The sequence below is a fragment of the Acidaminococcus hominis genome (assembly GCF_022484025.1).
GTDB lineage: Bacteria > Bacillota > Negativicutes > Acidaminococcales > Acidaminococcaceae > Acidaminococcus > Acidaminococcus hominis.
Genome location: NZ_JAKVMG010000001.1, coordinates 161,659 through 187,934, shown reverse-complemented (window position 1 = coordinate 187,934; position 26,276 = coordinate 161,659). Strand labels below are relative to the sequence as shown.

General features: G+C 51.1%; 35 protein-coding genes and 1 other RNA gene. 3 read left to right on the top strand and 33 right to left on the bottom strand.

All coding sequences use genetic code 11. From position 1 onward, the window contains the following. Positions 1–4 precede the first annotated feature (4 nt). From LKE88_RS00865 to LKE88_RS00845, 5 genes are all read right to left on the bottom strand, one after another. Positions 5–967 (bottom strand): RluA family pseudouridine synthase, encoded by a 963-nt coding sequence (locus LKE88_RS00865; RefSeq protein WP_276802424.1) that lies wholly within the window; start codon positions 965–967, stop codon positions 5–7. Then, entirely contained in the window at positions 919–1,368 is a 450-nt protein-coding gene (lspA, locus tag LKE88_RS00860) for a signal peptidase II (RefSeq protein WP_105325748.1), read from the bottom strand. The genes LKE88_RS00865 and lspA overlap by 49 nt, the downstream gene beginning before the upstream one ends. Before the next feature lie 46 nt (positions 1,369–1,414). Further along, a non-coding RNA gene (ssrS, locus tag LKE88_RS00855) (6S RNA) lies at positions 1,415–1,597 on the bottom strand. Between the two features lie 59 nt (positions 1,598–1,656). After that, positions 1,657–2,355, bottom strand: a complete 699-nt coding sequence (locus tag LKE88_RS00850; RefSeq protein WP_105325749.1) for an aspartate/glutamate racemase family protein — start codon at positions 2,353–2,355, stop codon at positions 1,657–1,659. A gap of 307 nt (positions 2,356–2,662) precedes the next feature. Then, positions 2,663–3,460, bottom strand: coding sequence for a PhzF family protein (locus LKE88_RS00845; protein WP_105327527.1), 798 nt, complete (start codon positions 3,458–3,460; stop codon positions 2,663–2,665). A gap of 272 nt (positions 3,461–3,732) precedes the next feature. Between LKE88_RS00845 and LKE88_RS00840 the strand changes: the two genes are divergently transcribed. Continuing rightward, positions 3,733–4,737, top strand: a complete 1,005-nt coding sequence (locus tag LKE88_RS00840) for a gamma-glutamyl-gamma-aminobutyrate hydrolase family protein (protein WP_105327528.1) — start codon at positions 3,733–3,735, stop codon at positions 4,735–4,737. Positions 4,738–4,850: 113 nt separating this feature from the next. On the opposite strand, the gene LKE88_RS00835 is transcribed toward LKE88_RS00840, so the two are convergent. From LKE88_RS00835 to LKE88_RS00795, 9 genes are all read right to left on the bottom strand, one after another. Beyond that, positions 4,851–5,741: an IS3 family transposase gene (locus LKE88_RS00835; protein ID WP_255419934.1), complete on the bottom strand. Its 891-nt coding sequence runs from the start codon at positions 5,739–5,741 to the stop codon at positions 4,851–4,853. A 23-nt stretch (positions 5,742–5,764) separates the two neighbouring features. Continuing rightward, positions 5,765–6,526, bottom strand: a complete 762-nt coding sequence (locus LKE88_RS00830; RefSeq protein ID WP_105325742.1) for a helix-turn-helix domain-containing protein — start codon at positions 6,524–6,526, stop codon at positions 5,765–5,767. 545 nt (positions 6,527–7,071) lie between these two features. After that, positions 7,072–7,710: a flavodoxin family protein gene (locus LKE88_RS00825; RefSeq protein ID WP_276802421.1), complete on the bottom strand. Its 639-nt coding sequence runs from the start codon at positions 7,708–7,710 to the stop codon at positions 7,072–7,074. 372 nt (positions 7,711–8,082) lie between these two features. Beyond that, positions 8,083–8,301: a hypothetical protein gene (locus tag LKE88_RS00820; protein ID WP_276802419.1), complete on the bottom strand. Its 219-nt coding sequence runs from the start codon at positions 8,299–8,301 to the stop codon at positions 8,083–8,085. A 65-nt stretch (positions 8,302–8,366) separates the two neighbouring features. Beyond that, positions 8,367–8,582, bottom strand: a complete 216-nt coding sequence (locus LKE88_RS00815) for a hypothetical protein (RefSeq protein WP_276802417.1) — start codon at positions 8,580–8,582, stop codon at positions 8,367–8,369. Between the two features lie 197 nt (positions 8,583–8,779). Then, complete coding sequence (locus LKE88_RS00810) at positions 8,780–9,361, bottom strand: hypothetical protein (RefSeq protein WP_276802415.1); 582 nt, start codon at positions 9,359–9,361, stop codon at positions 8,780–8,782. 5 nt (positions 9,362–9,366) lie between these two features. Continuing rightward, on the bottom strand, positions 9,367–9,963 hold the full coding sequence (locus LKE88_RS00805; protein WP_276802413.1) for a peptidoglycan recognition protein family protein: 597 nt from the start codon (positions 9,961–9,963) through the stop codon (positions 9,367–9,369). Next, the gene (locus tag LKE88_RS00800) at positions 9,923–10,276 is read right to left on the bottom strand and encodes a hypothetical protein (RefSeq protein ID WP_276802412.1); all 354 of its coding nucleotides are present in this window, start codon (positions 10,274–10,276) and stop codon (positions 9,923–9,925) included. Before LKE88_RS00800 ends, LKE88_RS00805 begins: the two co-directional genes overlap by 41 nt. Continuing rightward, positions 10,249–10,530, bottom strand: coding sequence for a hypothetical protein (locus LKE88_RS00795; RefSeq protein WP_026385459.1), 282 nt, complete (start codon positions 10,528–10,530; stop codon positions 10,249–10,251). The genes LKE88_RS00800 and LKE88_RS00795 overlap by 28 nt, the downstream gene beginning before the upstream one ends. 56 nt (positions 10,531–10,586) lie before the next feature. Between LKE88_RS00795 and LKE88_RS00790 the strand changes: the two genes are divergently transcribed. Then, positions 10,587–11,555 carry a tyrosine-type recombinase/integrase gene (locus LKE88_RS00790; protein WP_276802410.1) on the top strand — a complete coding sequence of 323 codons (969 nt, stop codon included), beginning with the start codon at positions 10,587–10,589 and terminating at the stop codon, positions 11,553–11,555. Positions 11,556–12,104: 549 nt separating this feature from the next. On the opposite strand, the gene LKE88_RS00785 is transcribed toward LKE88_RS00790, so the two are convergent. From LKE88_RS00785 to LKE88_RS00770, 4 genes are read right to left on the bottom strand one after another with little or no spacing between them, the layout of a single operon-like run. Further along, complete coding sequence (locus tag LKE88_RS00785; protein WP_276802408.1) at positions 12,105–12,398, bottom strand: hypothetical protein; 294 nt, start codon at positions 12,396–12,398, stop codon at positions 12,105–12,107. Further along, positions 12,380–13,000, bottom strand: coding sequence for a phage baseplate protein (locus LKE88_RS00780; protein ID WP_276802406.1), 621 nt, complete (start codon positions 12,998–13,000; stop codon positions 12,380–12,382). The genes LKE88_RS00785 and LKE88_RS00780 overlap by 19 nt, the downstream gene beginning before the upstream one ends. Beyond that, a complete protein-coding gene (locus LKE88_RS00775) occupies positions 12,997–13,128 on the bottom strand; it encodes a hypothetical protein (RefSeq protein WP_276802404.1) in 132 nt (43 codons plus the stop codon). The genes LKE88_RS00780 and LKE88_RS00775 overlap by 4 nt, the downstream gene beginning before the upstream one ends. After that, positions 13,103–13,570, bottom strand: a complete 468-nt coding sequence (locus LKE88_RS00770; protein WP_276802402.1) for a hypothetical protein — start codon at positions 13,568–13,570, stop codon at positions 13,103–13,105. Before LKE88_RS00770 ends, LKE88_RS00775 begins: the two co-directional genes overlap by 26 nt. Before the next feature lie 27 nt (positions 13,571–13,597). Between LKE88_RS00770 and LKE88_RS00765 the strand changes: the two genes are divergently transcribed. Next, positions 13,598–13,900, top strand: coding sequence for a hypothetical protein (locus LKE88_RS00765; protein WP_276802400.1), 303 nt, complete (start codon positions 13,598–13,600; stop codon positions 13,898–13,900). Here LKE88_RS00765 and LKE88_RS00760 read toward each other — a convergent pair. The 15 genes from LKE88_RS00760 to LKE88_RS00690 form a co-directional block, all read right to left on the bottom strand. After that, positions 13,897–15,045: a phage baseplate protein gene (locus LKE88_RS00760; RefSeq protein WP_276802398.1), complete on the bottom strand. Its 1,149-nt coding sequence runs from the start codon at positions 15,043–15,045 to the stop codon at positions 13,897–13,899. The two genes, LKE88_RS00765 and LKE88_RS00760, sit on opposite strands and share 4 nt — an antisense overlap. 4 nt (positions 15,046–15,049) lie before the next feature. Next, positions 15,050–15,829: a putative phage tail protein gene (locus LKE88_RS00755; RefSeq protein ID WP_276802397.1), complete on the bottom strand. Its 780-nt coding sequence runs from the start codon at positions 15,827–15,829 to the stop codon at positions 15,050–15,052. After that, the gene (locus tag LKE88_RS00750) at positions 15,826–16,863 is read right to left on the bottom strand and encodes a baseplate J/gp47 family protein (protein WP_276802395.1); all 1,038 of its coding nucleotides are present in this window, start codon (positions 16,861–16,863) and stop codon (positions 15,826–15,828) included. The genes LKE88_RS00755 and LKE88_RS00750 overlap by 4 nt, the downstream gene beginning before the upstream one ends. After that, entirely contained in the window at positions 16,856–17,281 is a 426-nt protein-coding gene (locus LKE88_RS00745; RefSeq protein WP_276802394.1) for a DUF2634 domain-containing protein, read from the bottom strand. Before LKE88_RS00745 ends, LKE88_RS00750 begins: the two co-directional genes overlap by 8 nt. Positions 17,282–17,294: 13 nt before the next feature. After that, entirely contained in the window at positions 17,295–17,690 is a 396-nt protein-coding gene (locus tag LKE88_RS00740; RefSeq protein WP_276802392.1) for a DUF2577 family protein, read from the bottom strand. Positions 17,691–17,692: 2 nt separating this feature from the next. Next, on the bottom strand, positions 17,693–18,757 hold the full coding sequence (locus tag LKE88_RS00735) for an XkdQ/YqbQ family protein (protein WP_276802390.1): 1,065 nt from the start codon (positions 18,755–18,757) through the stop codon (positions 17,693–17,695). Next, positions 18,754–19,467 carry a hypothetical protein gene (locus LKE88_RS00730; RefSeq protein WP_276802389.1) on the bottom strand — a complete coding sequence of 238 codons (714 nt, stop codon included), beginning with the start codon at positions 19,465–19,467 and terminating at the stop codon, positions 18,754–18,756. The genes LKE88_RS00735 and LKE88_RS00730 overlap by 4 nt, the downstream gene beginning before the upstream one ends. Then, positions 19,464–22,319, bottom strand: a complete 2,856-nt coding sequence (locus LKE88_RS00725) for a phage tail tape measure protein (RefSeq protein ID WP_276802387.1) — start codon at positions 22,317–22,319, stop codon at positions 19,464–19,466. Before LKE88_RS00725 ends, LKE88_RS00730 begins: the two co-directional genes overlap by 4 nt. A gap of 178 nt (positions 22,320–22,497) precedes the next feature. Continuing rightward, the gene (locus LKE88_RS00720) at positions 22,498–22,860 is read right to left on the bottom strand and encodes a phage tail assembly chaperone (protein ID WP_276802386.1); all 363 of its coding nucleotides are present in this window, start codon (positions 22,858–22,860) and stop codon (positions 22,498–22,500) included. A 59-nt stretch (positions 22,861–22,919) separates the two neighbouring features. Then, on the bottom strand, positions 22,920–23,375 hold the full coding sequence (locus LKE88_RS00715; protein ID WP_276802385.1) for a phage tail tube protein: 456 nt from the start codon (positions 23,373–23,375) through the stop codon (positions 22,920–22,922). A gap of 14 nt (positions 23,376–23,389) precedes the next feature. Continuing rightward, positions 23,390–24,520: a phage tail sheath C-terminal domain-containing protein gene (locus LKE88_RS00710; RefSeq protein WP_276802382.1), complete on the bottom strand. Its 1,131-nt coding sequence runs from the start codon at positions 24,518–24,520 to the stop codon at positions 23,390–23,392. Positions 24,521–24,533: 13 nt separating this feature from the next. Next, positions 24,534–25,013 (bottom strand): phage tail terminator family protein, encoded by a 480-nt coding sequence (locus LKE88_RS00705; protein ID WP_423767607.1) that lies wholly within the window; start codon positions 25,011–25,013, stop codon positions 24,534–24,536. Next, complete coding sequence (locus tag LKE88_RS00700) at positions 25,013–25,387, bottom strand: HK97 gp10 family phage protein (RefSeq protein ID WP_276802379.1); 375 nt, start codon at positions 25,385–25,387, stop codon at positions 25,013–25,015. The genes LKE88_RS00705 and LKE88_RS00700 overlap by 1 nt, the downstream gene beginning before the upstream one ends. Then, the gene (locus tag LKE88_RS00695) at positions 25,387–25,755 is read right to left on the bottom strand and encodes a hypothetical protein (RefSeq protein WP_276802378.1); all 369 of its coding nucleotides are present in this window, start codon (positions 25,753–25,755) and stop codon (positions 25,387–25,389) included. Before LKE88_RS00695 ends, LKE88_RS00700 begins: the two co-directional genes overlap by 1 nt. Continuing rightward, positions 25,752–26,132, bottom strand: coding sequence for a hypothetical protein (locus tag LKE88_RS00690; protein ID WP_276802376.1), 381 nt, complete (start codon positions 26,130–26,132; stop codon positions 25,752–25,754). Before LKE88_RS00690 ends, LKE88_RS00695 begins: the two co-directional genes overlap by 4 nt. Positions 26,133–26,276: the final 144 nt, after the last annotated feature.

Here is a 26,276-nt window from a genome sequence, read left to right as displayed (position 1 = left end):
CTTGTTAATGGAACTGCCCATTGCGCAAACGGGTCAGGATGGTTGCCATATCCTGGGGCACCGGGGCTTCAAACGTCATCCACTCCTGGGTCCGGGGATGCCGGAAAGTCAGGGTTTCCGAATGAAGCGCCTGCCCCTCAATGGAAAAACAGGTTTTCTGGGGACCATACTTGGGGTCCCCTACCAGCGGGTGGCCAATATACGTCATATGGACCCGGATCTGGTGGGTCCGCCCGGTCAGCAGCTTGCAGCGCACCACGGTAAATTTTCCGTAGCGCTCCAGCACCTGATAGTCCGTAGCCGCAAAACGGCCGCCCTGGGCCACCACCGCCATCTTTTTCCGGTCCTTGGGGTCCCGGTCCAGCTGGGTTTCAATATGCCCCTGGTCCTCCTTGATATTGCCCCGGACAATAGCCAGGTAGGTCCGCTTGGCCTCCTTGCTCTGAATCTGCTGGGACAGGGACAAATGGGCCAGGTCGTTCTTGGCCGCAATCATCACCCCAGAAGTATCCTTGTCCAGCCGGTGCACAATCCCCGGCCGCACCACCCCGTTGATGCCGGACAAATCATGGCAGTGGTACAAAAGAGCATTGACCAGCGTCCCGTCCGGATTGCCGGCTGCCGGATGCACCACCATGCCCCGGGGTTTGTTGATGACGATAACATCTTCATCTTCGTATAATATATCCAAAGGGATGTTTTGGGGTACCGCCTCCAGCGTTACCGCCAGGGGAATCAGCACCTGAAATACATCCCCTGTCTTTACTTTATAATTGGCTTTCACCGCTTTTCCCTGCCGGGTTACCCGGCCTTCCGCCAGGTCGTGCTGTACATTGGAACGGGTCAGGTCCAGCCGGGCTGCCAAAAACACATCTGCCCGCTGCCCCTTTTCTTCTTCCGTTACCGGGTCAGTGGTAATCAGTCGGTCTTGCCCGTTTTCCCCGAGTCCTTCTTCAGCGTACTCCATACAATCATTCCCACTCCTACACAGATAAAAATATCCGCCACGTTGAACACGGGCCAGATGAGAAAATCAAAAAAATCAATTACGTAACCGGTATGAATCCGGTCAATCATATTGCCCACAGCTCCGCCTAAAAAAAAGGCGGCACCCCAGCGGGTCAATCTTCCTTCCTGGCGGATATGGTCCCGCAGCAGAAAGGCAGCAATGGCTACCACTACAGTTATGCCGACAAAAAACAAACGCTGGTATTTTAACAAGCCAAAGGCAGCTCCAGGGTTCAGTACATACGTAAAGTGAAACACCCCGGGAATTACCGGAATGCTCATCCCTTCCGTCATGACGGACGCCGCCAGGAGCTTGGTCAGCCGATCCAGCACGGCCACCCCAAGAATGATTTCCAGCATGGATCTCGTTCTCTCCTTTACAGGCAAATTTTGATATAAAAAAAGAAAGAGCCCTACAATGCCGTACCAATTCCGAGTTTTGAACCTGCATGAGCAGGTGGGTGCCCTCCCTGCCACTTCTGATGTCCCCTCGAAAGGGCATATCATCAACGACCGGAGTACACGGGCTCCCTTATAGAGAGTGTTGGCTCAAAACATATGGAATTCGACTCGCACATCGGAGGGTTGCTCTTTTATTTGTATTATAACGCAAGGACAGCCAGTTGTCCAGTTTCTGAGAGAATTTCTTTACTCTGCCCGGAGCATCAGCCGAATCAGGGCCCGGATATGCAGGCGCATTACGTCCAAGGTTGGTACCGGGAGGGTCACCTGGTCAAACAGCAGGGGCAGTTCCGTACAGCCCAGCACCACCGCATCCAGCTTATGCTCCTCAATCATCCCTTCAGCCATTTCCGCCATAATCTTCCGGGTAGCCGGCACCACCCGGCCATACTCCAGTTCTGTCTTGATTTTATCGGCGATATACAGCTTTTCATTTTCACTGGGCGTAAAAATACCGATGCCCCGTTTGGCAAAGGCTCTCTGTACAAAATTTCCTTCCATGGTGGGCAGGGTGCCCAACAGCCCCACTTTTTTGTACCCGGATTCTTCTGCTTCCTCACAGGCCGTTTCCACCATGCTTACCAGAGGAATGGGAGACCGGGCCGCCAGGTCATCAAATACCACATGGGGCGTAATACCCGTTAACGCGCCGTAATCGGCCCCAGCCGCTGCCAAATGTTCAATCCCCTGCAGTAAGTATTGAATCAGGCCCTCATAATCCCGCTTGGCACAATAATCCAACACTTGAAATACGCTTAGGCTCTCAATGACCATGGGAGGAAACACCGGTTTATTCAGCTGTTCCTGAACGCCATAGACCAGTTCCCGATAATACATGATGGTGGATTCTGGGCCAATGCCGCCAATCAATCCTATTTTCTTCAATTCGCTGCCTCCTTAGTATCACCTGCCCGGCGCTGCCGGGCTCGCTGGTTTGGAGAATGGATAACCATACGAAAAAAGTGCAATTACCTTATCAGTATACCGCAAATATAAGAAATAGTAAATTTCATCTTTTCGTTTTTTCTTATAGACAGTTTTTCTTTGCCGCAAAACACCATTTTGTCCGCCTGCCGAGTACCTTATTCGGCTTTGAACGCACAAAAAAAGGATACACCGAAATGTACCCTTTCCTCTAGCTTATCTATAGACAAATTCTTATGCCAGGCAAAATTATTTATGCATGCTTTTTTTATTTAATGGGCAGATAAATTTCTCCCCTGCTGTACAGGGCGCCCTTCCCAGACAGCAGCACCCGGTCCTTTTTCAGGTGGCAGTACAGCACCCCGGTCCGCTGAGAGGCCTGGAAGGCCACCAGTTTCTTTCTGTCCAGCTTTTTCGCCCATAGGGGCACCACATGGCAATGGCCGGAACCACACACCGGATCCTCGATTACCTCCAGCTTGGGAGCGAAGCTCCGGGTCACACAGTCATACTTTTTCCCCGGTGCCGTCAAGTGGAGCAACAGCCCGTCCAGCTTCTTGACCTTTTCCGGGTCCGGCTGGGCTTTTTTCACCTGTTCCGCCGTTTCCAGTACGCACACCAGATCCCTGCCCATATAGGCTTCCTTGGGCTCCACCCCAATGGCTTCCGTCATAGCCTTGGTGACAGGCACGCTCTTCAGTTCATAGGCCGGCATATCCAAGGTAAACAGATCCCCGTCCCGGGTCACGGTCAACTTGCCGCTTTTGGTGACAAACACCAGCTCCGTGGCCTTCTTTTCCACAAAGTGGGACAGCACATAAGCCGTACCCAGGGTAGCATGACCACACAGGTCGATTTCCCCACCCGGGGTAAACCAGCGCAGGCCGTACTTCTTCCCCTGCTTTACCGTAAAAGCCGTTTCCGACAGCCGGTTTTCCTGGGCAATTTGCTGCATCACCTGGTCTTCCGGCCAGGCTTCCAGCACGCACACCGCCGCCGGATTCCCTTGGAATACCTGATCCGTAAAAGCATCCACTACATATTGCTTAAAAATTTTATGTTTCATTGGCTTTTCCTCCTTGAATCTCCACTTTCTCACTACATAGGCCCATTTCATTATATCCTGCCCACGGCTCTCTGTAAATGTTTCTAAAAGCTATAGATAAATGCGGATATATTAGTACATATTCAAAAAATCTTGTACGTTCTTGAACATTTTTCCTGTTTTTTTAGAGTAAAATCACTGCTTGTTCACAAATTCTTGACAACTTTATGAGATTTTTTTATATTGAAATTGTCAAAATCGGCAGTACCTGAATACGAAAGGATGTGGATGAAATGCAGTTCAAAAAGTTGGAAAAAATGCTGGCCGTTTCTGCCCTGTCTTTGGGCCTGTCCCTGGGCTTTATGGTGGATGCCCACGCCATGGTAGGCGGCAAGCCCGTCATCGGCATCTCCTGGAAGATCAATACCCAGGATTACGCAGCCTTTAAGCGCATTATTGAGCTGGCAGGGGGCGTACCCGTGGAATTGGGTCAGATTAAGAGCCAGTCCGTTGCCTACGACAAGGACGGCGCCGTAGCCCCCGCAGACCTGGAACCCTCCGGTATGCTCAAGCACAAATATGCTGTGAAAATCAAAGACAAGAACTTTGCCAAAACCAACGTGACGGAAGTCATGCAGGGCGTAGACGGCGTCTTTGGCACCGGTGGTGAAGACATCAGTCCCTCCCTGTATAAGGATGAAGAAAAAGAACTGAACCATAACGAAACCATCAATGCTGCCCGGGATATTTCTGACTACACCCTTCAGGCCTACTGCCTGGCCAAGGACATCCCCACCCTGGACGTCTGCCGCAGCGAGCAAATGCTGGGCGTAGTTTCCGGCGCCAAGATGATTCAGGATATGACCGACTACTATGCCGGCAAGGATAAGGTCTACGAAGGTACCTTCCACCGGATGCCCCCCGGCGTCCCCAACCGGACCTACGCCCGTCACGACGTGCATATTCTTCCGGTAAACTCCTACCTGCGGGCCATTGTAGGCAGCGATGAGCTGAAGAACGTTTCCAGCTGGCACCATCAGGCCATTGAAAGCATTGCGGGTACTGACCTGGTACAGACCGCAGAAACTACCTACAAAGGCGTTTCCATTATCGAAGGGGTGGAAAATCCTCACAAGACCTTTATGGTTGCGCTCCAGTTCCATCCAGAAAACGACCTGAAGCAGGTTCTCATCAACAAAAAAGACCCCAAGGACTTCTGCGACACCAAGATTTCCCTGGACTTCTTTAAAGCCCTGGTAAAAGCCGCCAAAGATAAAGCCCTGCAAGCAACCAAATAAAATTGTAAAAAAGACTGTGAAATAATAAAACTTCTATCGTCGTTCGTTCCTTATTACCTTCAACATTTTGGTGTGCTCCCCGTCAAGTAGACAGTTCCTAATAATATAAACCTCTACGCCGCCATTTGGTAGCTATTATGTTTTTGCATAGGGGTCAAACGGCCCAAATTCCGCTGCAAACGGCCACTGTTGTAATACTCCATGTAGTTATTAATCATCGTTACCAAAGCTTTACGGCTGTCGAAGTCACGAGTATAGTACCGTTCTCTTTTCAGCATGCCCCAGAAGCCTTCCATCGGGCCATTATCAATGCATTTTCCTATCCGTGACATACTCTGCGTCATACCAGCATCTAGAATCATCTTGCGGAAATCCCTGCAGGTGTATTGGAATCCCCGGTCAGAGTGAAACAGGGGATGCGCGCCAGGGTTTTTCAACAATGCCTTATTGAAGGTATTGAATACCAAATTTTTATCGTTCCGGTTGCTTATCACATAGGAAACAATTCGTCTGTCATACAGGTCAATAATCGCGCTCAGATATACCTTATGCACAACTACCCCCTCATAGTAGTGAAATTCTGAGACGTCAGTACACCATTTCTGGTTAGGGGCATCGGCTTTAAATTCCCTATTCAAGATATTTTCTGCAATGTATGCAGGATCTATTGCACGCTGGGTGCAGCCCTTAGGGGCATATTTAATCGTAGACTTTATATTTATCACTCGACAAAGATGAAGAACGCGACCGTCACCAATTGCTATTGGTTTCGTGTCAGGATAGATCTTCTTATTTGGGGCTCGTAAGTCATCAGCTATTCGTCTGTACCCTTTAGCTGGGTCAGCCTTGTATATCTCTTCTATTCTTTTAGCAATTTCCTTGTCGTCAATTTCGCGTGCTGAAGGCTCTCTATGAAGCCATTTGTAGTAGCCGGCCCGGGACACTTTTCCCAATTTGCACAGGCCAAGAATAGGGTAATTCTTTTCAGCGTGCAGTTCTTTAATGGCTTCATAAATGGCTCCATATCTTATTTGTGTGAATCCCGCCTCCTTTCCACAATATCGAGTTTTTTTAGGAAATCAATCTCCATATCCTTGGCTTTGAGTTTTGCATTAGCCAGTTTGAGTTCAGCTTTCATACACTCATATTCTGTAGGGGCTTCTTCAGGGACTTCTACTGGCTTCCTGTGTCCGCGCCCATCTATGAGTCCTTCGGTATTGTACTTATTATATTTTAAGACGTAATTTCTGACTTGCTGGTAGGAAACCTTAAACTTTTCAGCGGTTTCATGGTAAGCATTCCCGTTTTCAATGCAGTATTTTACGATTTCAACGCGCTCGTCAAAGGTCGTTTGTCTAGCTTTAGTCATGATCTTGGCACCTCCAGTACCCGAACTTTTTAGTTCCTCATGACTATTATACTTCTTTAACCAGTCTCTGATTTGACGAGAACTTTTTAATCCGTATTTTTGTACCAGCTGGGACATAGTCGTTTCGCCCTTAAGATATTCCTCTACGCATTGGATCTTAAGATCAGCAGAATAACTTTTAACCTGTCTTTTGTTAAATACCTCAGGACCATTTCCTATATATTCATCTACCCAATACTGTACTGCTTTCCAGTGAACCCCTAACCTTTTTGCAGAAACCATTGGTGATTCTTCATGAGCAAGAACAGCTTTGACAGCCTTTAATTTATCCTCTGCACTGACTTTCGATATAGACATTTTACATACTCTCCTTTCAACGAATCCAGGAGGTTTAACTATATGCCAGTCTACTTTATTCATAGCATACCATTTATGGGGAAGGTGCCGCACAACGTGCGGCGGAAAGGGCGGCGACACTTCCTGAGCGGTTCGCTGCTAGCCAGTCATTTTCGCCTTGCAGGCTCAATTTCTGGGCAGCTATCGCATGGGCCTTATTGACCAAACAGCCACTTGCAGAATGTGTCGGGCTGTTTGGATGCGGCCGCAATGCTTGCAGGAAGCGTTCTATACCACTACTGGTCAGGTAACAGACTAGGGGTAGTGCAGACATTTACGAACTATGCTGCTTTGCTATACCCGTTTAGTACATGACTCGTAGTGGTCTAAGACTGGCCCCTGCAAGCGTGAAGGGGCCGTCAGTCCGCAGGACTGACTGAGGAAGTTTATTAGAATACGGTTATAAAGAACAAAAAAACGGCTTGCAAACTCTTTTGAGCTCGCAAGCTGTTTTTTCTTTCGGGGTAGGTATTATTTCACACCCCCTTTTTCGTATACTACCTCAAAAGGAGTTTCAAGAGCCCCGCTACGCTTAATTGCGCTGGGGTGAGGAACTCCTTTTTTATGCCTTACAGCAAATTCAGCTGCCGCCCCAGCTTTTCTGCTTCTGCCAAATCCTTGGGGAATTGCAGGCTGTGATGGGCCTGTTTATCCCCTTCACTAAAGCTGGCCATGTTGTACTGGCTGTAATCCTTCACCTGAAGGGTATCACAGGAGGCCAGGGTAAAAATCTGTCCGCCCAAGATGTGGAACAGCTCCGCTTCCCCAGCCCATTTGGTCTTGTAATGTTCTTCGTAATATTCCTTGGGAGCGTTCATGGTATAAATCAGCCCCACCTGGATATGTCCATGGAAATAGGAAGAATAGTCATCGTAAGAAAAACCGCAGAAAATCAGCCGTTCCAAAAAAGCCTTCAGCTGAGCCACCGGCTCCCCAAAATAGATGGGCGTACCGATAATCAGCGTATCAGCCTGGTAAATCTTGTCAATGAGCGGAGAATAGTCGTCGGGCCATACGCAGTGGCAGTGCTTCCCGCTCTTGCTCTTGCAGGCCAGGCAGCTCCGGCAGCCGGAACCCTTCAAATCATACAAATGAACCAGTTCCGTTTCCGAGCCCGCCGCCTTGGCGCCCCGCTCTGCTGCCTCTACCAATTGGGCCGTATTCCAATCCTTCCGGGGACTGGCATTGATGAGTATTGTCTTTTTCATAGGAACTCCTTCTTTCGCAAACCTAGCGCAATTGTTGTACACATCTATTATACACCCATCTCCCAGCTTCCACCTGCACTTTCCGCTTTTAGGAGAAAAATATCGCCGTGCGCTGGGGCTACGTGTCACGCCCTTTGGGCTGGCCAGTTGGGTTCGCTTTAACTTTAACCGCCGGAGCCCCACCACACACGGAAAAAGGCCCGCATCCCTAAGGACGCGGGCCAAACTTGTTTTGCAATTATTTCGGGTAATATATTAAATGAAGGGAAATTTTGCATGAATTGGCAGAGCGTGTATATATCACGGTGGCCATTTTTTGCAAGGTGATATTTTTTGGATATAGCACTATATTTCCTATGGTTTTTTTGCCGTTTATTTGCCGTCTGCCGCTTCTAATTGGCCCAATGCAGCTTTACAGGCTTCCATTTTTCCATGCTTTACCAGCCTGGCAAAATGCCGAATCAGATCCCACTCTTCGTCATAAGCACGGAGCTGGTGCTGGGAACGTACACCCTCCGGTTTTATTGTGCCTTTTGGTCTTCCGGTTTGGTTGGGGCGACGTCCGCCCCAACCGTTTTTAGTTTCTTCCACGAAAATCCCTCCCCAGGCCAAAGTACACTACCCAGGCGCTAATAACACCGCCGCAGGCAAGCCCTTTAACCCAGCTGCTCCAGTCTATAGATGAAAGGCTGAGCAGCATACCAACAACCACTACCGCCGTGATAAAAATGATTGTTTTCATGATACTCATGTGATAAAATCAAGGCAGGTGGGGAACCTTTTGGCTCCCCGGTGGCTCTGGTTACTTCTTCGCTTTGGACTGTTTGAGGAGTTTCCGGAGCTTTTTCTTTGCCGATTTCGTCATTTTCCATGTCCATATCATCGCTTGGATGAATGAAATCCAGAAAATGAAATTTTCGGCAGCTGCCTTTAATTTTTCTATCACATCTTTCGCACCTCCCTTCCTCTTGATGATTTAAGTATCCTACTTTCTTGCTTATTTGTCAATGCTTTTAAACGAAAAAATCACCCGTAAAGCCAGATATTTCCTAGCCTTACGGGTTTTCTTTTACCACTCCGCCAGGGTATAGGTAATGGCCGCCGCGTCCACTTTCCTCCCGTTGCGGGTATAGACCATACCTTCCCAGCGGCCTGCCTGGTAGCCGATACCACCGTAGGTCTTGCCGTCGGCGGTCATCAGCCCGGCTTTGATCTTATGAGGCTTGCGCAAGCTAACCTTATAGACATCCACCTTCTGGTGGTCATGATCGGCCGTCACCACGGTGCGGTCCGTCTTTTCCCGGGCTGCTGCCGGGACAGATGGCTTATCCTCCTTGATCTCCTTGGCCACGACCTCTGCTCCGCTCGTCAGATCCGGAGCCTGGACATAGTAGGTCACCTGGGGCGTGGGCTGTGTCTGCTGTATCCGGTAGATCTCTTTGGTCACTGCCTTGGCGGAGTCATCTGACAGCTTGAGCTTGTCGGCAGCCTTGACCGGATCCGTTGTGTCCTGATAGGGCATCACAGTGGGCTGGGTGGCATTCCGCTCTTTATGGCATCCGTAAATCATCCCGGCGATGAGGCAGATCAAGCACGCTCCCGCTATGATAAAGGCCTTTTTCCGGGCGTCCGGGTCCTGCATATCGATCATAGGACTCACTCCCCCATCTGCTGCCTGTACCAGATAGCCTTGCCCCTAATGACATTTCCCCCAGTCCAGGGGTCGTCATAGTCGATAGTCCACTCCGGGCTCTCATCGGTGCCCAGGTACTGGAGGTCCCAGCGCTCGCAGGTGGTCTGGGGACCGTACTCGTCACCCACGGGCAGCAGACCGTCCACGTTGTCCGCTGCCTCCGCATGGGTCAGCACCCGGTCCTGGTCAATGGTCAGCCACAGGGTCTTGGCCAGGACGGCCACCACCTGGGCCATAGTTTCAATCTGGGCCACCGTGGGCGGGTAGCCCCCCAAGTCGTCCGTAGTAGCCCCGTAGGCACAGCACAAGGCAACGCCGATAGCAGCGGTGTTTCGTTGCCAAGTATGGGCCAGGGTTTCGCCGAGGTCGTCCGTACTTGCCCAAAGGCTTCCATCTTCATCGATATTGATATGGTAGTCGTTAAACTTCTGGTCATACCGCCCCGCCGTCCAGTGCAGATATACCTTGACGTCACGGTCCATGTTCCGGGCATCCTTCCAGAGCTGAGCACGTGCAGCCTCAGCCATCGTCTGGATGTCTTCCAGCGTTACTTTTTTCATCAGATTTTTCCTCCTTTTCGTCCAGATCCGGGATCCCATCGCCGTTGGAGTCGGTCACCCGGGGCACGATGTTAAGCAGCCCGGAGACAACGGCTGGCCCCAGGACCTGATTCCCAATACGTAAAGCGGCGTCGATCATCTTAAAAAGCCATTCCTCGTGGAGACCTGTTACTAGGGCGAATACCCACAGAAAAAGGGACAGCGTAAAAGGCGCCAGCCCAATGAAAACGATAAAACGAAAAAGCCATACGGATTGAATCGTAAAGCGCAGCTGTTTCAGGCTCTTCAATTTACGAGAGATTTGTTCAAGCATTTTTTCTGTTGTTCCTCCAGGTCGTCAATCCTGTGAGTGTTACTTTTCCCCCTGGCTTCAATTGCTTCCAGCCGGATTTCAATCTGTTCCCGCCTGGCGCGCTCCTTGCTGAGTGTTTCATCCAACTTGTCCAGGCTTTGTACCACCCGGTCCAGCAGGACCTTGAGTGGGCTAATGATCACGTGGATTACCCACACGAGGGCTCCGCCCAGGAGAGTCAGTACAGCTACAATGTCACCTAGTGATACATCCATAAGCCGCCTCCTTTTCGGTATAATGCTCCCTATATGAGATATAAGGAGATGTTTTCATGAGATTACCAAATGGTTATGGTTCCGTTTATAAGCTGTCAGGGCATCGGAGGCGACCGTACGTCGTCAAAAAGACCATCGATGGACGGCAGCGTGCCCTGGGATATTTTGAGTCGTATCAAGCTGCGTTTGAATTTCTCGTTGAGATTAATCACTGCACACCCACCCATCAAGTCACGTTTTCCGCCGTCTATGCCGCATGGAGTCAAAGGCATTTTCCGGATGTATCCCTGTCCAGCCGTCAGGCCTACTCCATCAGCTACAGGCATCTGAGTCCGCTCCATGCCATGCCTTTCGGCTCCATCTCCTATTCGGATTTACAGTCAGCCATTGACGCTGTCCCTGCTGGGTATTGCACCCGTAAGAAATGCCGCGTCCTGCTCTCACAGCTGTACAAGTACGCCATCAAAAATGGCATCGTCGACGCAGATTTGAGTCCCTACGTCGAATTGCCTAAGCATGTGCCAGTGTTTAAGAAAAAGCCTTTTACTGCCCGACAAATTGGCAAGCTCTGGCGCTCAACCGACGTCGACGGCGTTGTGGATGTCCTCATCCTCATCTATACAGGGATGCGCGTCGGTGAGTATCTCGCGCTGACTCCTGCCGACATCAAGCCGCGTCAGCGATACATCGACATCAAACACAGCAAAACGGCGGCAGGCATCCGCAAAATCCCCATCCATCACAAAATCTTACCGTACCTCATCGAGCGGAAAGCAAGCGGCCAGATTTGTCCTTGTGCGACTTATGACAGCTTCCGCCGTCTCTGGGATAGAGCCATGAACGCCGTAAAGATGAAACACACGCCGCATGAATGCCGCCATACGCTGGCTACCTTGCTTGACCGGGCAGAGGTCAACGAAACCACCATCCGGATGATATTGGGGCATGCCAGGCCTGGAATCACCAAAGGAGTCTACACGCATAAGACTCTGGCGGACCTGAGAAAGGCCATAGACCGTGTTTAATGCGTGAGTAACCCGGGCTAATAATATAGGTAGGAAACCGCTTTGGGATTAGCTGTGGCTGTGTGCTTAATACGGTTTTAACTGTCACTTGTCAAGGGGATAAAGTGAGATGAAATTGACATAAAATTGCTTTCTCAGGTATCCACCGATGAACTACCAGTCCCGTTGAATCGCATCAGATACAATGACGATTCGAAGTTTCACCCGATCTGGGAAGCTGACCCCAACCTGGAAAGCGTAATCGCAAATCGGAATTTGACCACAGCATCAGTGGCCCATGAAAACCTCCCTCCATGCACCGCCGCTTATGCTTGGATGAGAACAGCATAGTGCCACCGATGAAATGCCATCACATCACCATCAGTATGATCGGAAGCCAAAGTCTTTTAGCAATACCAAACTGTATGATGATGGACCACAGTCAAACTGCATCCAATCTGCACGGCAAGCATCCAATGATGAAATCGCAAGCACTCTGGACAGTGGCGGGAATATTCCGCATAACAACATCCAGCCGTCAGTCGGTGCATACGGATGGAAACGCACGGCCTAGGCGGTCCTGCGCCAGCCGTAGGAGGCGATGGACGGGGGCAGGGTGCTGTGGGGCTGATTGTTCCCGAACTCGAGATGCAAAACATCGGTGTTGTCCGTGGCTTGCTTACTGCTTGCGGCAACGCTTGTTACCCATTTCCCGCCACTATATGGCAAAGTTGAAAAGACACCAGAATCCGATAGACTATCGTTTTTGTTGCCCATGATATTTGACGCCCCATCAAATAGGCGAAACTGGGCATCGCCTGTAATTTTTGGCAGTTCATCGGTGGTCAAGCCGTTCTCTTCCACCCATAGCTGGCAATCACAGGCTGGACGTTGCTATGCGGTGCGTCATTCCCGGATAATTGGGTCCACGTTCTTTGAGTGTCTTTCCCATCTGCGTAGGTTGTGGCATTGCCGGAAGAGCCCCCTGGGATATTGTATGTGCCGGTATTAAAACCTTTTGACACTGCCCATATCCAATCAGGTTGCTCATGGCTGTGTTTAGGCAGCTCATCGGTGGTGAGCTGGTGCTTCCGTTCCCCGTACTGCTTCCCGGACTCGTACGTAAAACTCCCGAAAGAGTCGCTCCCGGACCCCTGTGCAATTAGTGTGTAACCGGGCGGCAGGGCTTCCCACGTGCCGCCAAACAGCGTGGCCGGGCTGGTGCTGTCGTTGCTCCAGTAGTAGGACCCAACGGGGTGGGCGTCCAGTTTGGCTTGTTTGTAGATTTCATCTTTCGCAGTCTTTATGGCATCAGCAACAATCGCCTGTACCCATGCCGTAGTTGGCACCTGGCCGCTGTTCTCCCCGCTGGCCGGGTCAGACGAGTAAATGGCGCCCCATTTAGCCGTAGAGGTGCCCAGGGAGCCTTCCCCATCGCCGTTCGGTACGATTGCTCTCGTTGTCATTTTGACTCACCTTCCTTCTTATCTTCAGCGGCCTTTTCTGGCTTGTAAGCGATGCAGGCCGGGTTGACGCACTTTCCATCCACCAGCTTATGGGCGCAATACTCACAGCGTTTCGGAATTTTGAACATTTTCAACCGCCTCCTTGTATGCTTTTTGCAGGTCAGAAAAGTCCGCCCGGATGCTCTCCTGGGCCGCAGTGTCCCCGGTCAAGAGGGCCACAGCCACGGAGTCAGTCAGCTCTTTGACAGCGCTGTCGTAGTCGGCTTTAAGGCTGGCTTTCTGCTCCTCTTGTCGCTCTTCTTCCGTCGGTTCAGTCGGTGGCACGTAGGTACGTTTAGTCTGGGTATCCAGCAGGTCCTGGATGCGGTCACAGTAGCCGCTGTAGGTGCCGTTGGGATAAGCTCGGAAATCGCCGTCTACAACACAGCACTCCTGGTCGTCGTCGTAGACTACTGATTCCGGGACGGATACTGCCCCGGCGTCGAGCAAAAAATTGTCGACGGTATCCGTATAGGTCCTGGAACCGTCGATGATCAAAACATTGTTTTTTAAAATCTGAAAAACACTCATTGGATCAGTCCTTTCTCTGCTGATGAGATGCCGTCGCATAGCCACAGCTTTGCCTTTGGTACTAAAAATATTTCGTTCAGCTTCTCCATCCGCTCCCAATCTAAAGATGCCGCCAACGTAATCGCTGGGAGCAACACTGTTGTAACTAGAAAAGAACACAACTCTGGCAACGCAGTAGAGCCTTCTTCTGCTGGTTCCTGGTATCGTGATGAGCTGAGCTTTAGCCAGGGAATTACGCCAACCGGAACGATGGGCAGCACCGGCGGAAACGGCCTGCATGAAAACCGTATGCCTTATCAAGTGGTGTCTTTCTGGCGCAGGAACGCCTAGGCCGTGCGTCTCCAAAAGCTTACCACGACGTACGGTTGCCTGTTTTCATGAAATCCGTTGCCGCCTGTAGAAGCGATTGTGATTGTATGAGAGTGGTTCCCTGCAGCGGCTGTGTCCACGGTTTCCCAGTGCCCAGCACTAGAACCTGTTGCCGCATTATCCGGATTCGCCGTAGTCGTTCGGCTATAGCCATGATAGTGATTGCCGTTGGTGCTACAGCTGGCACTGTGGCTATGCGACGGCATTTCATCAGCAGTGAGCTGGTGCTTCACCTCGCCGCCCGTGGCTCTGTTGGTGTAGGTGTAGGTCACGCCGTTTTCGGTGTACGTACCTGCGCCCATCAGCACCCGGCCTGCAGCGTAGCGTTCCCAGGAGGTGCCTGCCCACAGCTGGTTCGGGTTCTGGTCGCCGGTCAGGGTAATGATGTATCCAACCGGGTACAGGATATCAATCAGGTCCTTTACGCTTCGCTGCTTGACCTGCTTCCAGGTTCCGTCAGCGTTCAGATAGTACTCGTTGTCCTGGCCGGCCATGGGACGCGGCACAAATCCCCGCTGCCCGTTGGCGGTCGACGTGCAGCCCTTGAAGTCGCTGTGGGCGTTGACGTCCGTCAGGTGGAACTGGAACTCTGCCTCCCCTACCGTCTGGGTATCGGATACATGGACGGATACGGTTTCAGCGTCACCCACGCTGGTGTAGATACCGACTTCCTGGGGCGTCATGGGGATATCCTTGCTGGGCAGCCAGTCGGTTTTCCCTTCGTCAGCGTATCCATAGCAGAACAGGACAGCATCTCCGGTGTACCCGTCCCAGCTGTCGCCGGTATAGTAGGAGGATTCCACTTTCGCCCACAGCCCTACTTCAGAGATGTGGAACCCGGTGGCCAGCGTGCTGTTCGAGAATTTCCCGAACGCTACGTACCGGCCTTCCGTAGTGTCAGTGTTCTTGATTTTCTTCAGGCTAGTGATGTCACTGGTCAGCTTCTCGTTGACCAGGGCCGTCATGGCACTGATGGTGCTGGTGTCCGTCGGTCTGCTGTCGCCGATGGCCATTTTCGTAAATACCAGAGGGCATTTATTCACCCTGGACAGGGCAATCAGGTTGAGGCCCTGTTTTGTGGTGACACATTGATGAAATTCAGCCATGCTTTCACTCCTTTACTCGTATCGTTCCGTCACTGTTAATGACGAAGACGTCATCCGTAGCACCCACCGGGGCTGCAGCAGCGGGAGACACTGTACTCGTATTGGCGTTCCATACCGTGTTCGCCTTGAGTCCAAGCTCTGTCAGATGGACAGCGTCGTCTTTTATCTCGAATACCGGCGTATCCACGGACCACAGAACAGCCGTCTGCAGCACTTCGTCGTTGGCCAGCAGGCCGCACTCCACGCCCCTGGACGCCATCCGAATTACCGTACCGATGTACTCGGAAGCATCCAGATGGGTCTTGAAGTGGTAGGTGTGGCCCAGGTGGGCCGGCAGGTAGGTATTCACAGCCTCGTCAATTTTCGTGAAATCGTGCGTTCCGCTATCAGGTAAATAAATATCCACCGTGTATTCGGATGGGTGCTCCACGATTTGCGTAGCAGCCACCGTGGTGAACAGGTTAATCATCCTGGTCAGGAAAGCGGGAGTCACTGTGGGCGGCTTCCCCATTTTGGCCAGTACGGATGCCCGTCTGGTCTCCAGGTCCACACTGGTATCCACATTGATGCCCAACATACGCTCCCAGGACGCCATGCCCCAGGTAGCCGTTTCCGCGTGGAACTGTTTGGCTACGTCAATTTGTACCTTCCGCTGCCGTTCATGCTCTTTTCCCAGGGTTTCCTGCAATGCCTTGAACTCAGGACTCAGATATAAGAAAACCGGCAGATACCTTTTCAGGTCTACCGGTTCAGTTCTCAAAAACTGGAAATCTGGATTCGTCAAGACAGCACCACTTCCTTCACGTGGGGAATCTGATCATCCGTTACCGAGATATTCCCGGTAGCATCGTTGATCAGAAGCCAACTGTAGTCATCCACGCCTGTTTTTGCATCGGTCAGAATCATATTTCCGACTTTGGCATAGGAAATCGTAGTTCCTGTAAAATTTCTGCTGACAAAATACTTGTTTAGCATGGATTTGATGTAATCAGCATCGCCGGATCCAGATGTTACTGTGAGTTTGATGGTCAGATCAAACAGAGCAGGAGTAACTACTGTTACTTCCGCTCCAATGGGCCGGACTGATTCAATGTATGCCTTGACAGTATTCAGCAGGGTAGGTGATGCCGGTTCCCCATTGGCATCCGTCACCAGGACTTTTACCGTACCCGGTCCTTTCCAGATAGGCAGCACTTTTACATGTCCTACCCCCGGGATGCTGGAGGCCCATTCGATATAGTGATTCACATTGCCACTGGTGGCCGGCTGAGTCACATGGAAGTGAAACCGTTCATACAGATCATCGTCACTTTCCTGGTCGAAACCATCTGTCATTGCATCAGGATTCGTCACTGAAGTAATCCCCGGAATGCTCATGGGAATAACAGTAATGGTATTAGCTCCTACATTGCCCACTGTCCCGGCTTCAATGCATTGAACAGGGATCGTAGCTTCATTCTTCACTGCTGTAGTAGTAGTAGTAGTAGTAGTAGTAAAGGAAACACCTGCTTCCGTCTGGAACAGAGTCCCGACAGGCACCGTGCCATTTCCTTTAACCACTACATTTCCGACTGCCTGTGTGGCTTCTTTCCGGATAACTCCATGGTCTTCAGCGATCAGAGTAAGGTAATCTCCGGAAGCCGTCTCAGCAAAGGCAGATTTATACATTTCTTCCCGTTCCACTTCCTGTTTGGCGAATTCAATGCTGTTGGAAGCCAACACGTCATAGGCAAAAGTCCCTTCAAACGAACTGACCTGACTGCCGGCGTTCTGCTGCAACCGTTTTAAAATATCCTCCTGGCTTTCTGCTTCATACATTCATGCTCACCTCCCCGTAGATTGTAGTCAGGGTAATATCGACTGTCAGTTTCTCCCGGTTCGGAGTGAACTCGATGCTGTCGATACTTTTGATGTACGGATTCACCATCAGACATTCAATGATAATCCGCTTCATTTCGCTGTACCGCTCCTGGACACCCATAACCTTGCCGATGAAAGGACGGATTTCCAGCCCATACTGCCAGCTGTAGGCAAGGTACCGGAACCGTTCCGTGCTGAGTGCTTTGTAGATCCAGATTTTTAAGGCATCGTTGCCGGAAACAATGATATGCTGGCCGTTCTTGTCGTACTTGTAATCATGCTTATCAAAGTCATAATCAAGTTCTTTCGGCAGGTCCAGCGTTTCTTCGTAGTCTGTTTCCGCACTGGTGCCCGTAAAAGGATATTCATCACTCATGGATTTCACCTCCCTACAGTTTCACCAGACTGTCAGCAACGATGTACAGCTGGTCATTTTGGCCACCTACAGGAATCACTACCACCAGGGTCCCAGGCTTCAGAGTATCGGTCCAGGTTTCGTCATTGTCGATGGGGTGCCGATGACTCTCGTATTTAGCTTCACCGCTGCCCCCAGATTTGTCGCTGGTTTCGCCCACCATATGCCGGGTGTAGTTCGGCATCAGATACCGGCTGATGTACAGGTCTTTTGGCTCCAGCACGATATTATTCAGCCGGACAGTCAGGTTAGGCGGCGGGGTCACCACCACCCCGACCTGCGTTCCCTGCGGCATTGCTCCATCGGCTACCTGGTGCATTACATCAACCACCTTAGCCATGGACTGGGCCGCAGATGGAATTTCAGCCATGGTTACACCTTCCTTTCAAAATCGGACAGTTCCTGTTTGTTCATCAGGTTTTCAAATTCGATTTCCAGCTTCATTGTGTGGATACCGTTTTCGAATGTGTGGCTGTCTGACTTAATCCAGAACTGTCCGGTCATCTCGGGCAAGATATCACTGATTTTGATGGAGTAGGAAGACTTTGCCCGGTAGTCTCCCAACATCTCCAGGACCCCGGTTCTGTCCGGACCATGAAAGATCTTGGTCAGCTGGTTCTTCATGGCTTTGTTTGGGTTCTGCTTGTAGACAGCCTGGACCATAGAATACTTCTTGATGGAATCATCCTTTGATTCATAGCCGGTCACGTTCCCCTGCTGATCCGTGAGCATAATCTTGTTCACAACCTTTTCAATGGATTCCTTGTACCGGCTGTTCATGATGTTGGCATATTGGTTGGCTTCGAAATTCTCGATGAGAGCGCCTTTGCGGATTACATCCAAGGCATCACCATTCATGATTGCCTGGAAGACCACATCCGGATCATCCTTGCCCTTGTTGGCATTCATTTTGGCAGCGGCCTCTGTGTACGCCATCATGATGATTTGGTACCCTGTTTTGTCCTGAGCGATGAATGATACAGCCACCCCAGTTTCTGCCAGGTTACCGACTTTAATCCCCATCTCCTGGCAAACAGACCCGGCAATGTCTTCCGCCTTTATATTCACAAATTTTCTAGTGGTCTTGGACCGGGTCAGGATAAACAGGTTGTCGTAGCAGAGCACATGGACGGAAGAAGCCTGGACATTCTTTTCAACGCTGTACACGTTGCCCTGGAATTGCAAGTTTCCAGATTCATCGTAGGCATAAATCGTTTCCCCGCAGTTGATGACATAGTTGGGCAGGTTCGGATCCCGGGCATCCTGGGCATAAGTGAATTGGAGCCTACGGGCAACCTGCAGCCGGGAGCCTTCCCAGGATACCTTCCCCATGATCAGGGTGGACAGGTCATCCATGGATTCCGTTGTTTTGGTAGTCTTGTTGCCATTCCGATCTGTGGTGGTTTCTGTCTTGATGGATTTATGCTTGATGATCATAGCTTCTTACCCACCATTCTCCCGATTTTCCCGGCATTGTTGATGATCAGAGAACTCAGGTTATTGCTCTTGGCCACCCTGCGCCAATGGTTATAATCACCATAGGCTTTCTTGGTGGCATCGAGGAAGTCCCCGGCCTTTTTCTGCCAGGTAACTTTCTTGGGCGTTTCCCCTTCCGGCCGTTTCTTCAGCCCCGTTTTTTCATCCACAGGCTTATTATTGTTGGCACTGGGGATGTTCAGGTCTTTGTATTCCGTGAAGGAAAGTTCGTAATAGATATCCCGGGTACCGTCTTTCTCGAAGTAGTTAAAAGACATCAGTCCCATCATCAGGTTGACAGGGCTGTCTGTGATGATTACCCGAACAGGTTTCCGGGCCTCTTTGACTTTGATGAAGTACTCCACCAATTCAGTGGGGCTTTTTGTGCTATCCACTGCAAAGGGATAATCATGGTTCAGATCCGGAAAAAAGCTGGAAAACGTCAGTGTCCTGGCTTTAGGCATCCCGAAGATAATGGCTTCCCCCACACGGGTAATATCCACTACCTTGTTTTTCTGTCCCCCAGTCATCTGGTACTTTTCTGGCGTAACCGGAATGATGACTTCTCCGAACTGTTCCGACTTCACCAGGATCTGCCTCCTAGTATTGACGAAATTCATTTCGTTGAAGAAGGCAGACAACACATTAAGAGCTGTTCCGAATGTGGTCATGCGTATCCACCTCCATAATTCTGCTGGCCCTGCATGATCAGCTGAGCCAATTCATAGGCAATCTGCTGGATATCGCTTTCCTGTCGGACAATAAAAGTATTTCCGCTGATGGTTACAGTAGGTGCACCAGCAGGGGCGGCTTTGGAAAACTGTTTTTCCAGCATCCTTTCCGTAGTGGCATGGGGATAAATCCGGGAACCGCCTGGCAGGTCGATAATTTCTCCTCCGTGTTCGTTGACTTCCGTTAAGCCTCCGGCATAGTACTCAGATCCGGTAGCATTATGGTCCCACCATTTGCCCAGGGACGTCCCAGCAAACCAGCTTTGAGCACCGGCCAAAGCATTGGAAGCTTTGGCTCCAATATCGGCCCAGGCACTGGCAGCCGATTCTTTGATATCCGCCCAGATGCCGGCAGCTCTGCCTTTCAGTCCTTCCAGGGCGCCTTCGATGGTACCAATGGCATCATCCACATAACCGCCCCATTCGCTGGTAGTTCCAGATACGGATTGGGCAATGTTTTCCCAGGCATTGCTCATAGATGTCTGCATTTCGCTGGCCTGGGTACCAATGCTTTCGCCCAGTTCCCCCATGGCCGTTCCAATGCCAGACAGCTTTTGCTGAGCAGTTTGCTTCATATTTTCCCAGTCCTGGTTGAACCGGTCTGCCATGCCGTCCATGGAATTTCCCCAGTCATCCATAGCACTGGGTGCGTCACTGCTAAACAGCCAGTTCTTGAAGTTGGCCGTATCAGTCTGGAACCGGGAGGCTATATCCTGGCCATTGCCCATGGTGTCACCATTGACGCCACCGTTCGTGCCCAGCCGGTCATCATAGGATGGCTGCAGGTACATTTCAGAACCAGCAGAACTCCGCTGAGAAGACCATGCCGGGTCCTGGATGGCCTGGTTGATAGCATCACCTACAGCGAAGCCCACAACAGTGCCCGCCGGGCCACCGATAGCCGTACCCAGGGCAACCGCCCCCGTTTGCACAGCACCACCAATTCCCACCCGGGTCTTTGCGTCTTTGCCTTCTGTCTTGACTACATCATAGGCCGTTTTCACTCCGGTCAGAATGGCCGGAAGATATCGGACAAAAGTGGCAGCCGCTGCAGCTCCACCAGATTTCTTTCTGCCGCCGGGGACCGGCACGGTGCCCCCTCCGGCAGAACCGGAAACTGTACCATTAACCACCACATTTCTGGCGTTGATCACCATGTCATTCATGCCGACACCTGTACCGGAAACTCCTCCAGACGTGCCAGTATTTTTAAACAGGCCATTGAACTTCTTCATCAGCCCAATTAGCTTCACCAACCCAAAAGCCAAAGTGCCGCCAGCCAGCACAGAGCCCATCCCATCCAGTTGGACGAATTTGTCAATGAGTTGCTGCACAGCAGTTTTTGCCACATCTACCAGGTCTTTAAACTGGAAACCATCTTCCAGGCTTTTGGTGAATTTTCGCAGGTCGATAGTAGCTGCATCCACGAATTCTTTCATTCCGCTGCCGGGCCCCTGGCTCATAATGCCCAGTTGCACCGCTTCCCAGGCTGACTGCAGCCCTTTAATGGATCCCCAGAGATTGGATGTGGAAATGTTTTCCATATTTTTTGCTGCGCCCTGGGAATGATCAATGGCTGTCTCCAGTTTCTTCCAATCTGATTCATTGGCATTCATGATAGCCAGGAACCCGGAAATGGCATCTTCTCCAGCCAGTTGTTTGGCCAGCCTGGTCTGATCCATTTTGCTGAGCCCCTTGAAGTCTTTCCGCAGCTCTTTCATGATGGACCGCAGGCTTTTCACCTTTCCGGCAGAATCCGTCATAGAAAAGCCCAGTTCCGCCATGGCAGAGCTGGATTCTTTGGTGGGTGCAGCCATACGGGTAAACATGGATCGCAGAGCAGTTCCGGCCTTTTCTGCCTTGATGCCGCTGTTTGCCATGAGCCCGATAGCCAGAGCCGTGTCTTCGATGTTGAAACCTAAAGTACCGGCCAACGGGGCCACATACTTGAAGGTATAGCCCATCATGCCCACATTGGTATTTGAGTTGGTGGCTGCCTGTGCCAGTACATCAGCAAAATGCCCGGCATCTTTCGCCTGGAGTTTGAAAGCGCTCAAAGCATCCGTCACAATGTCGGATACCTGCCCCAGATCTTCTCCGGAAGCCGCAGCCAGAGACATGATCCCGGAAATGCCGTTCAGCATATCTTCAGTTTTCCACCCAGCCATAGCCATGTATTCCATGGCTTTCCCGGATTCTGTTGCCGTGAACTGAGTCATCATGCCCTGTTCTTTGGCTTTTGCCGTCAATCTGGCAAATTCATCGTCAGTGGCTCCGGCAATAGCCTTTACCCGGCTCATCTGGTGAGTAAAATCCGTATAAACCCGCAGAGTATCGGCTACGCCATACCCGATGCCGGCGAATCCTACCAGCTGAGTCGGCAGCCCGGACAGGAACCCGGAAGTCGCATTGGACAGTTTGCCTTTAATGTTCCCCAGCGGGCCGGAAATCTGCTGCTGGATACCCACCCGGATGCTGTGCGTTTTGGTGGTCAATGCCTTGATTTCATTGGCCACCTTTTTCACAGTGCCGGTAGCGGAATCATTGGTCTTGAGGGTCGCTGTGTAAGTCCCCTTCAGGCCTTCCAGGGATTTTTTTGCCTTATCTGCTTTGGCGGCTGCCGAAAGAGCAGACCGCCCCATCTTTTCCATGGCGCTGCCGGTTTTATCGACAGATCCACTGGCGCCTTCCAGTGTGCTGGCAAAGGATTTCATGCCGCTTTTGGCTTTATCTACTACCGCGGTGAATTTATCCTTCAGTTCCAGTGTGGCGCTTAACTTGTAGTCGGCCATAAGCGAGGCATCCTCCCTTCTGCAATCGCCATTGTTCTTTCTCTCTGTTCCTTCTTTTCCTGTTCTACAGCGGCCCAACAAAACAGTTTTTCTGTTTTAGACAGGGAAAAGAAATAGTCCAAAGGGTGCCCATGGAGGACCAGATAAGCAGCTGCTGCCGCCTCCCAGTCCTCTCTGATCAGTTTTTTACTTCTTCATGGATGACCGCTTCGATTTTTTCTCCATAGCCCGCTTTGGCCATGATGGATTTCACGATTGCCACCACTTCACCAGGTTCAAAGAGCTTATCCACGATATCCGTAGGCTCTACACAGCCATAAGCCTGCTGCAGGGCATGGTCTTTCAGGGACGGAGCCACGCACAGGTTGTACAGCGTATATTCGTCAGATCCGGTTTCCAGATCCAGTGCCTCCGCCACAAATGCTTTGGTAGGCTTTTTGACGGTAATAGTCCCGATGGAAGTTGCCAGATCATACCGTTCTTCCTTTTTCTTTTCGATTTCTTCCCTGCGGGAAATCAGTTCTTCAATGGATACAGCCATGATTCATCCTCCTAGTCAAAAAGAACTGAGCCAGCAGCACAGCCGGCTCAGTATGATATTCATTCCACAGTTTCCAGGAACTGGGCATCCTGCGGGGTAAAGCCAAAGGGCAGTTCCTTTTCCACAACCTTGCCTTTTTCAAAAGTCATCAGCTGCAGTTCGTTGAACCACACATTGTCGATGACTACCCGTTCCTTCTGTCCGTCAACAGCATCCGGATCATCAATCAGCCCGGTCAGCTGGAACCGGGGATCATGGCCGTTCTTCCATTCTTCCAGGACGGCAGCAATATTTCTGTTGATGACGCTCTTGATGGTGATGGAGCCTTCCCCTTTCAGGCTCACAATCTTGGAGTCATCAGAGATATCACAGGTCACATCTTCCCGGTTGGCCGTAACCTTGCATTCATATTTCTGGATTTCAAAGATCAGTTCGCCGTTGCACCAGACCTTCCCATAAGATCCGTTCCAGCGCCGGCGGCCTCTGTATTTCACATCATATTCGCTTCTGTTCATCCTTCAGGACCTCCTCAGAACGTAAAGTTGATGGTCAGATCTTCCATGGCGTTCACCGGTTTCACATTGCCGGCCAGCACCAGCTGGGTCCCGGTGTTATACTCGCGGATCTGCATCTTGGTCATCTGGGTAGGATCATCACCATGGAGCTTGGCATAGTTGGCCTGGAATTCTTCATCGATGTCCACCGTGTTGTCCCAATCTTTATCCAGGACATTCCCCTTGATGCCTTCGAAATAAACCTTAATGGCACCGATAAACAGCATCTTGTGGTCATAGTCGTTGATGTACTTGCCCACATAATACTTTTTGAAGGTATCCCGCAGGTCATCCGTGATCATGTCCAAGGCTTCGATGATCTTGATGTACCGGTAATCTTCCCCTTTGTCCGTAGTGAAAGTTACCAGGGAGTTGCAGGCTCGGGCAATCTTGACACCATCCCCGTCCTGTTCGTCCAGCAGCAGCAGCTCCCCTTTATCGATCAGGGTGTCGATGTCTTCGTAGACTTCGACACTTTCGACTTCGGTCAATTTGAAGTACGTAGCGCTGCGGTCCAGTGCCAGGCCGGCCAGGATGCCGGCAATCCGTGCCGTATACTGGAGAGCCGTGTAAGTCGTATAGACAGCCTTCCCGCTGGAATCGGTATCAGTCTGAACTTTGATATTGTTAGTGCAGAAGTTTACAATGCCTTCATTGTCGGCAGCCTGGTCACTCAGGACAGCTTTGAAGGTCTTCCGCTTGTTGGTCCGCTGGGTCTTGATCCAGCTGGCCAGGTCCTGCTGTTCCTGGGTCGTTGCCGTAGGCGCGCACAGCCAGTTCCATTTGATGCTGGCCAGGATCTTCAGCACATTGGCCTGGGTATTCTTGGCCCCATCCACGGAAGTCAGCGGCAGGGTATAAACCAGGATCCGCAGGGGAGTCCCCAGCAGACATTTCTTGATCAGATCCACGTTTTCCGGAGTCAGCCCGGAATCCGGAATGTCAGACACATCCCGGATTGCATAATTCTTGATTTCGTCTGCACTTTCATTGTGCAGGATCATGACTACAATACCACGGGCAGACCGCTTGATGGCCGTAGTAGCCTTGGTGCGAAAATTGATAATGACCTGCGGCAGGCCAAATACTTCGGCTTCATTCGCCATTGTCATTCCTCCTTTATTCTCGTTCAGTCAGATCAGCCCTGTTTAGCTGAAACTCCAGGGACTGCATCAGTTCACCACGGATTTTTCCAACCTCTTCGTCAGTCCAGGCATCTGTAAACTGGAGGTCGAATATGTAGTGCAGCACATCATCCACCATGGTCGTTTCGGCCGACAGGATGGTGATGTACCGGTCCCCCACCTGCAGGTAGGGCCTAAACATCAGGTCCAGTGCATCTCCCACATCGAACACAGCGGAACGGTCCACCCGGCCCTTGGCGTCCTTGGGATGCACATACGTCACATCCACCTGGATAATCCTGTCCGTGTAGGTTTCGTCCAGCGTCTGGTGGATACTGGTGGTGAATTCCACATAAAAATAAGGTGCATTTTCCGGCTTCTCTACATTGTCGAAATGCACCTTACAGTTGGGATATTTGGTTTTCAGTTTGGCCGTTATGGCGGCCTTGATGGATCGCAGAGCAATCAAAGGCATCAGCCTCCCAGCAGTTTCTTGTAAATGGCGGCACCGTCAGCTTCAAAAGCTTTCCCAGATTGGAGCATGCCTCGGTGGAGCATTTTTCGGCCTTTTACAAAACCTCCGTTCCGGGTCCGGTGGCCATATTCCACATGGGCTGCATAGTCCACATTATTGTAAATCTGGCACTGTCCGCCGGAAGCTGGTGTATGATGCCAGCCAGCACGAAGATGGCCCCCATTCACTTTTCTTACAGGAGTATTGTCCTGCACCCGACCCTTGATGACTTCCGCCTCCTGGTCCAGGAAGTGGTCCACCACCTCCGGGCCCCGGTCCACAATGGTCTCCAGTTTGTCGCTGAATTTGTCGAAGCTGGAAAAATGGATTCCCATCAGGCTTCCTCCTTCCGTCTCACGCTGATTTCCACATGATCAGGATAAGGGAAAGGCTTTGCCGCATTCAGCTGGAACTGGTCTCCCTCATGGGTAATGGTCAGAATGTCGTTTGGCAGGATCTTGATATCCGGATCCACGCACAGCCGCAGATCATTGCTCATGGTGAAGGCCCTGGCTTCCTGCCCGCTCTGCAGTTCCTTGCCGTACTGGCTCAGCTTGCAGGGTACATCTTTATAGACGTCCTGCAGTTCATATGTATCAGCCCCATCTTCATCTACAGCAGCAACCTGCCTGGTGACGGTGACTTTATCCCTATACATATATTTAGCCAGGTATTTCCGGCAGCGCTCCCAGGGCGGGGTCATTGCGGCCACCTCAGTTTCCTGTACAGGTTCAGCCGGGGACGCAGGGCCGCGATATCGCTTTCCAGAGTACTGCCAGCCTGGGAAGCATCGGACACTGCAAACTGGTATTCCGTGTCATCTTGTTTGATGGATTTCAGGGCGGACCTGCCGCCATTTTCCAGATCGTCCAGCCACCGGCCAATGATTTCAGCCCCGGTCATACAGAGCGCCTGGGGAAAATCGTCCCGGTTGCAGTAGTCCAGGATCTCTGCCACAAAATATTTTGCATACAGGGCCAGTCTGGCCGCAGCCGTTTCATCCGCAGGTTTTCCCCGGATGGTGGCCACATTGCTCTGGATCTCCGTTTCCGCTGCAGAAGGTTCCAAGTATGTAGTCATAAGCATCACCTCATTTCAGGCATGAAAAAAGCACCAGGCATTTCTGCTAGGTGCTTTCTGTTAGATTTTATTCAGCTTCTGAATGCGCTGGTTCGTATTGAATCCCATGATCACCTGGATACGGCTTATCATGCTTCACCTTTT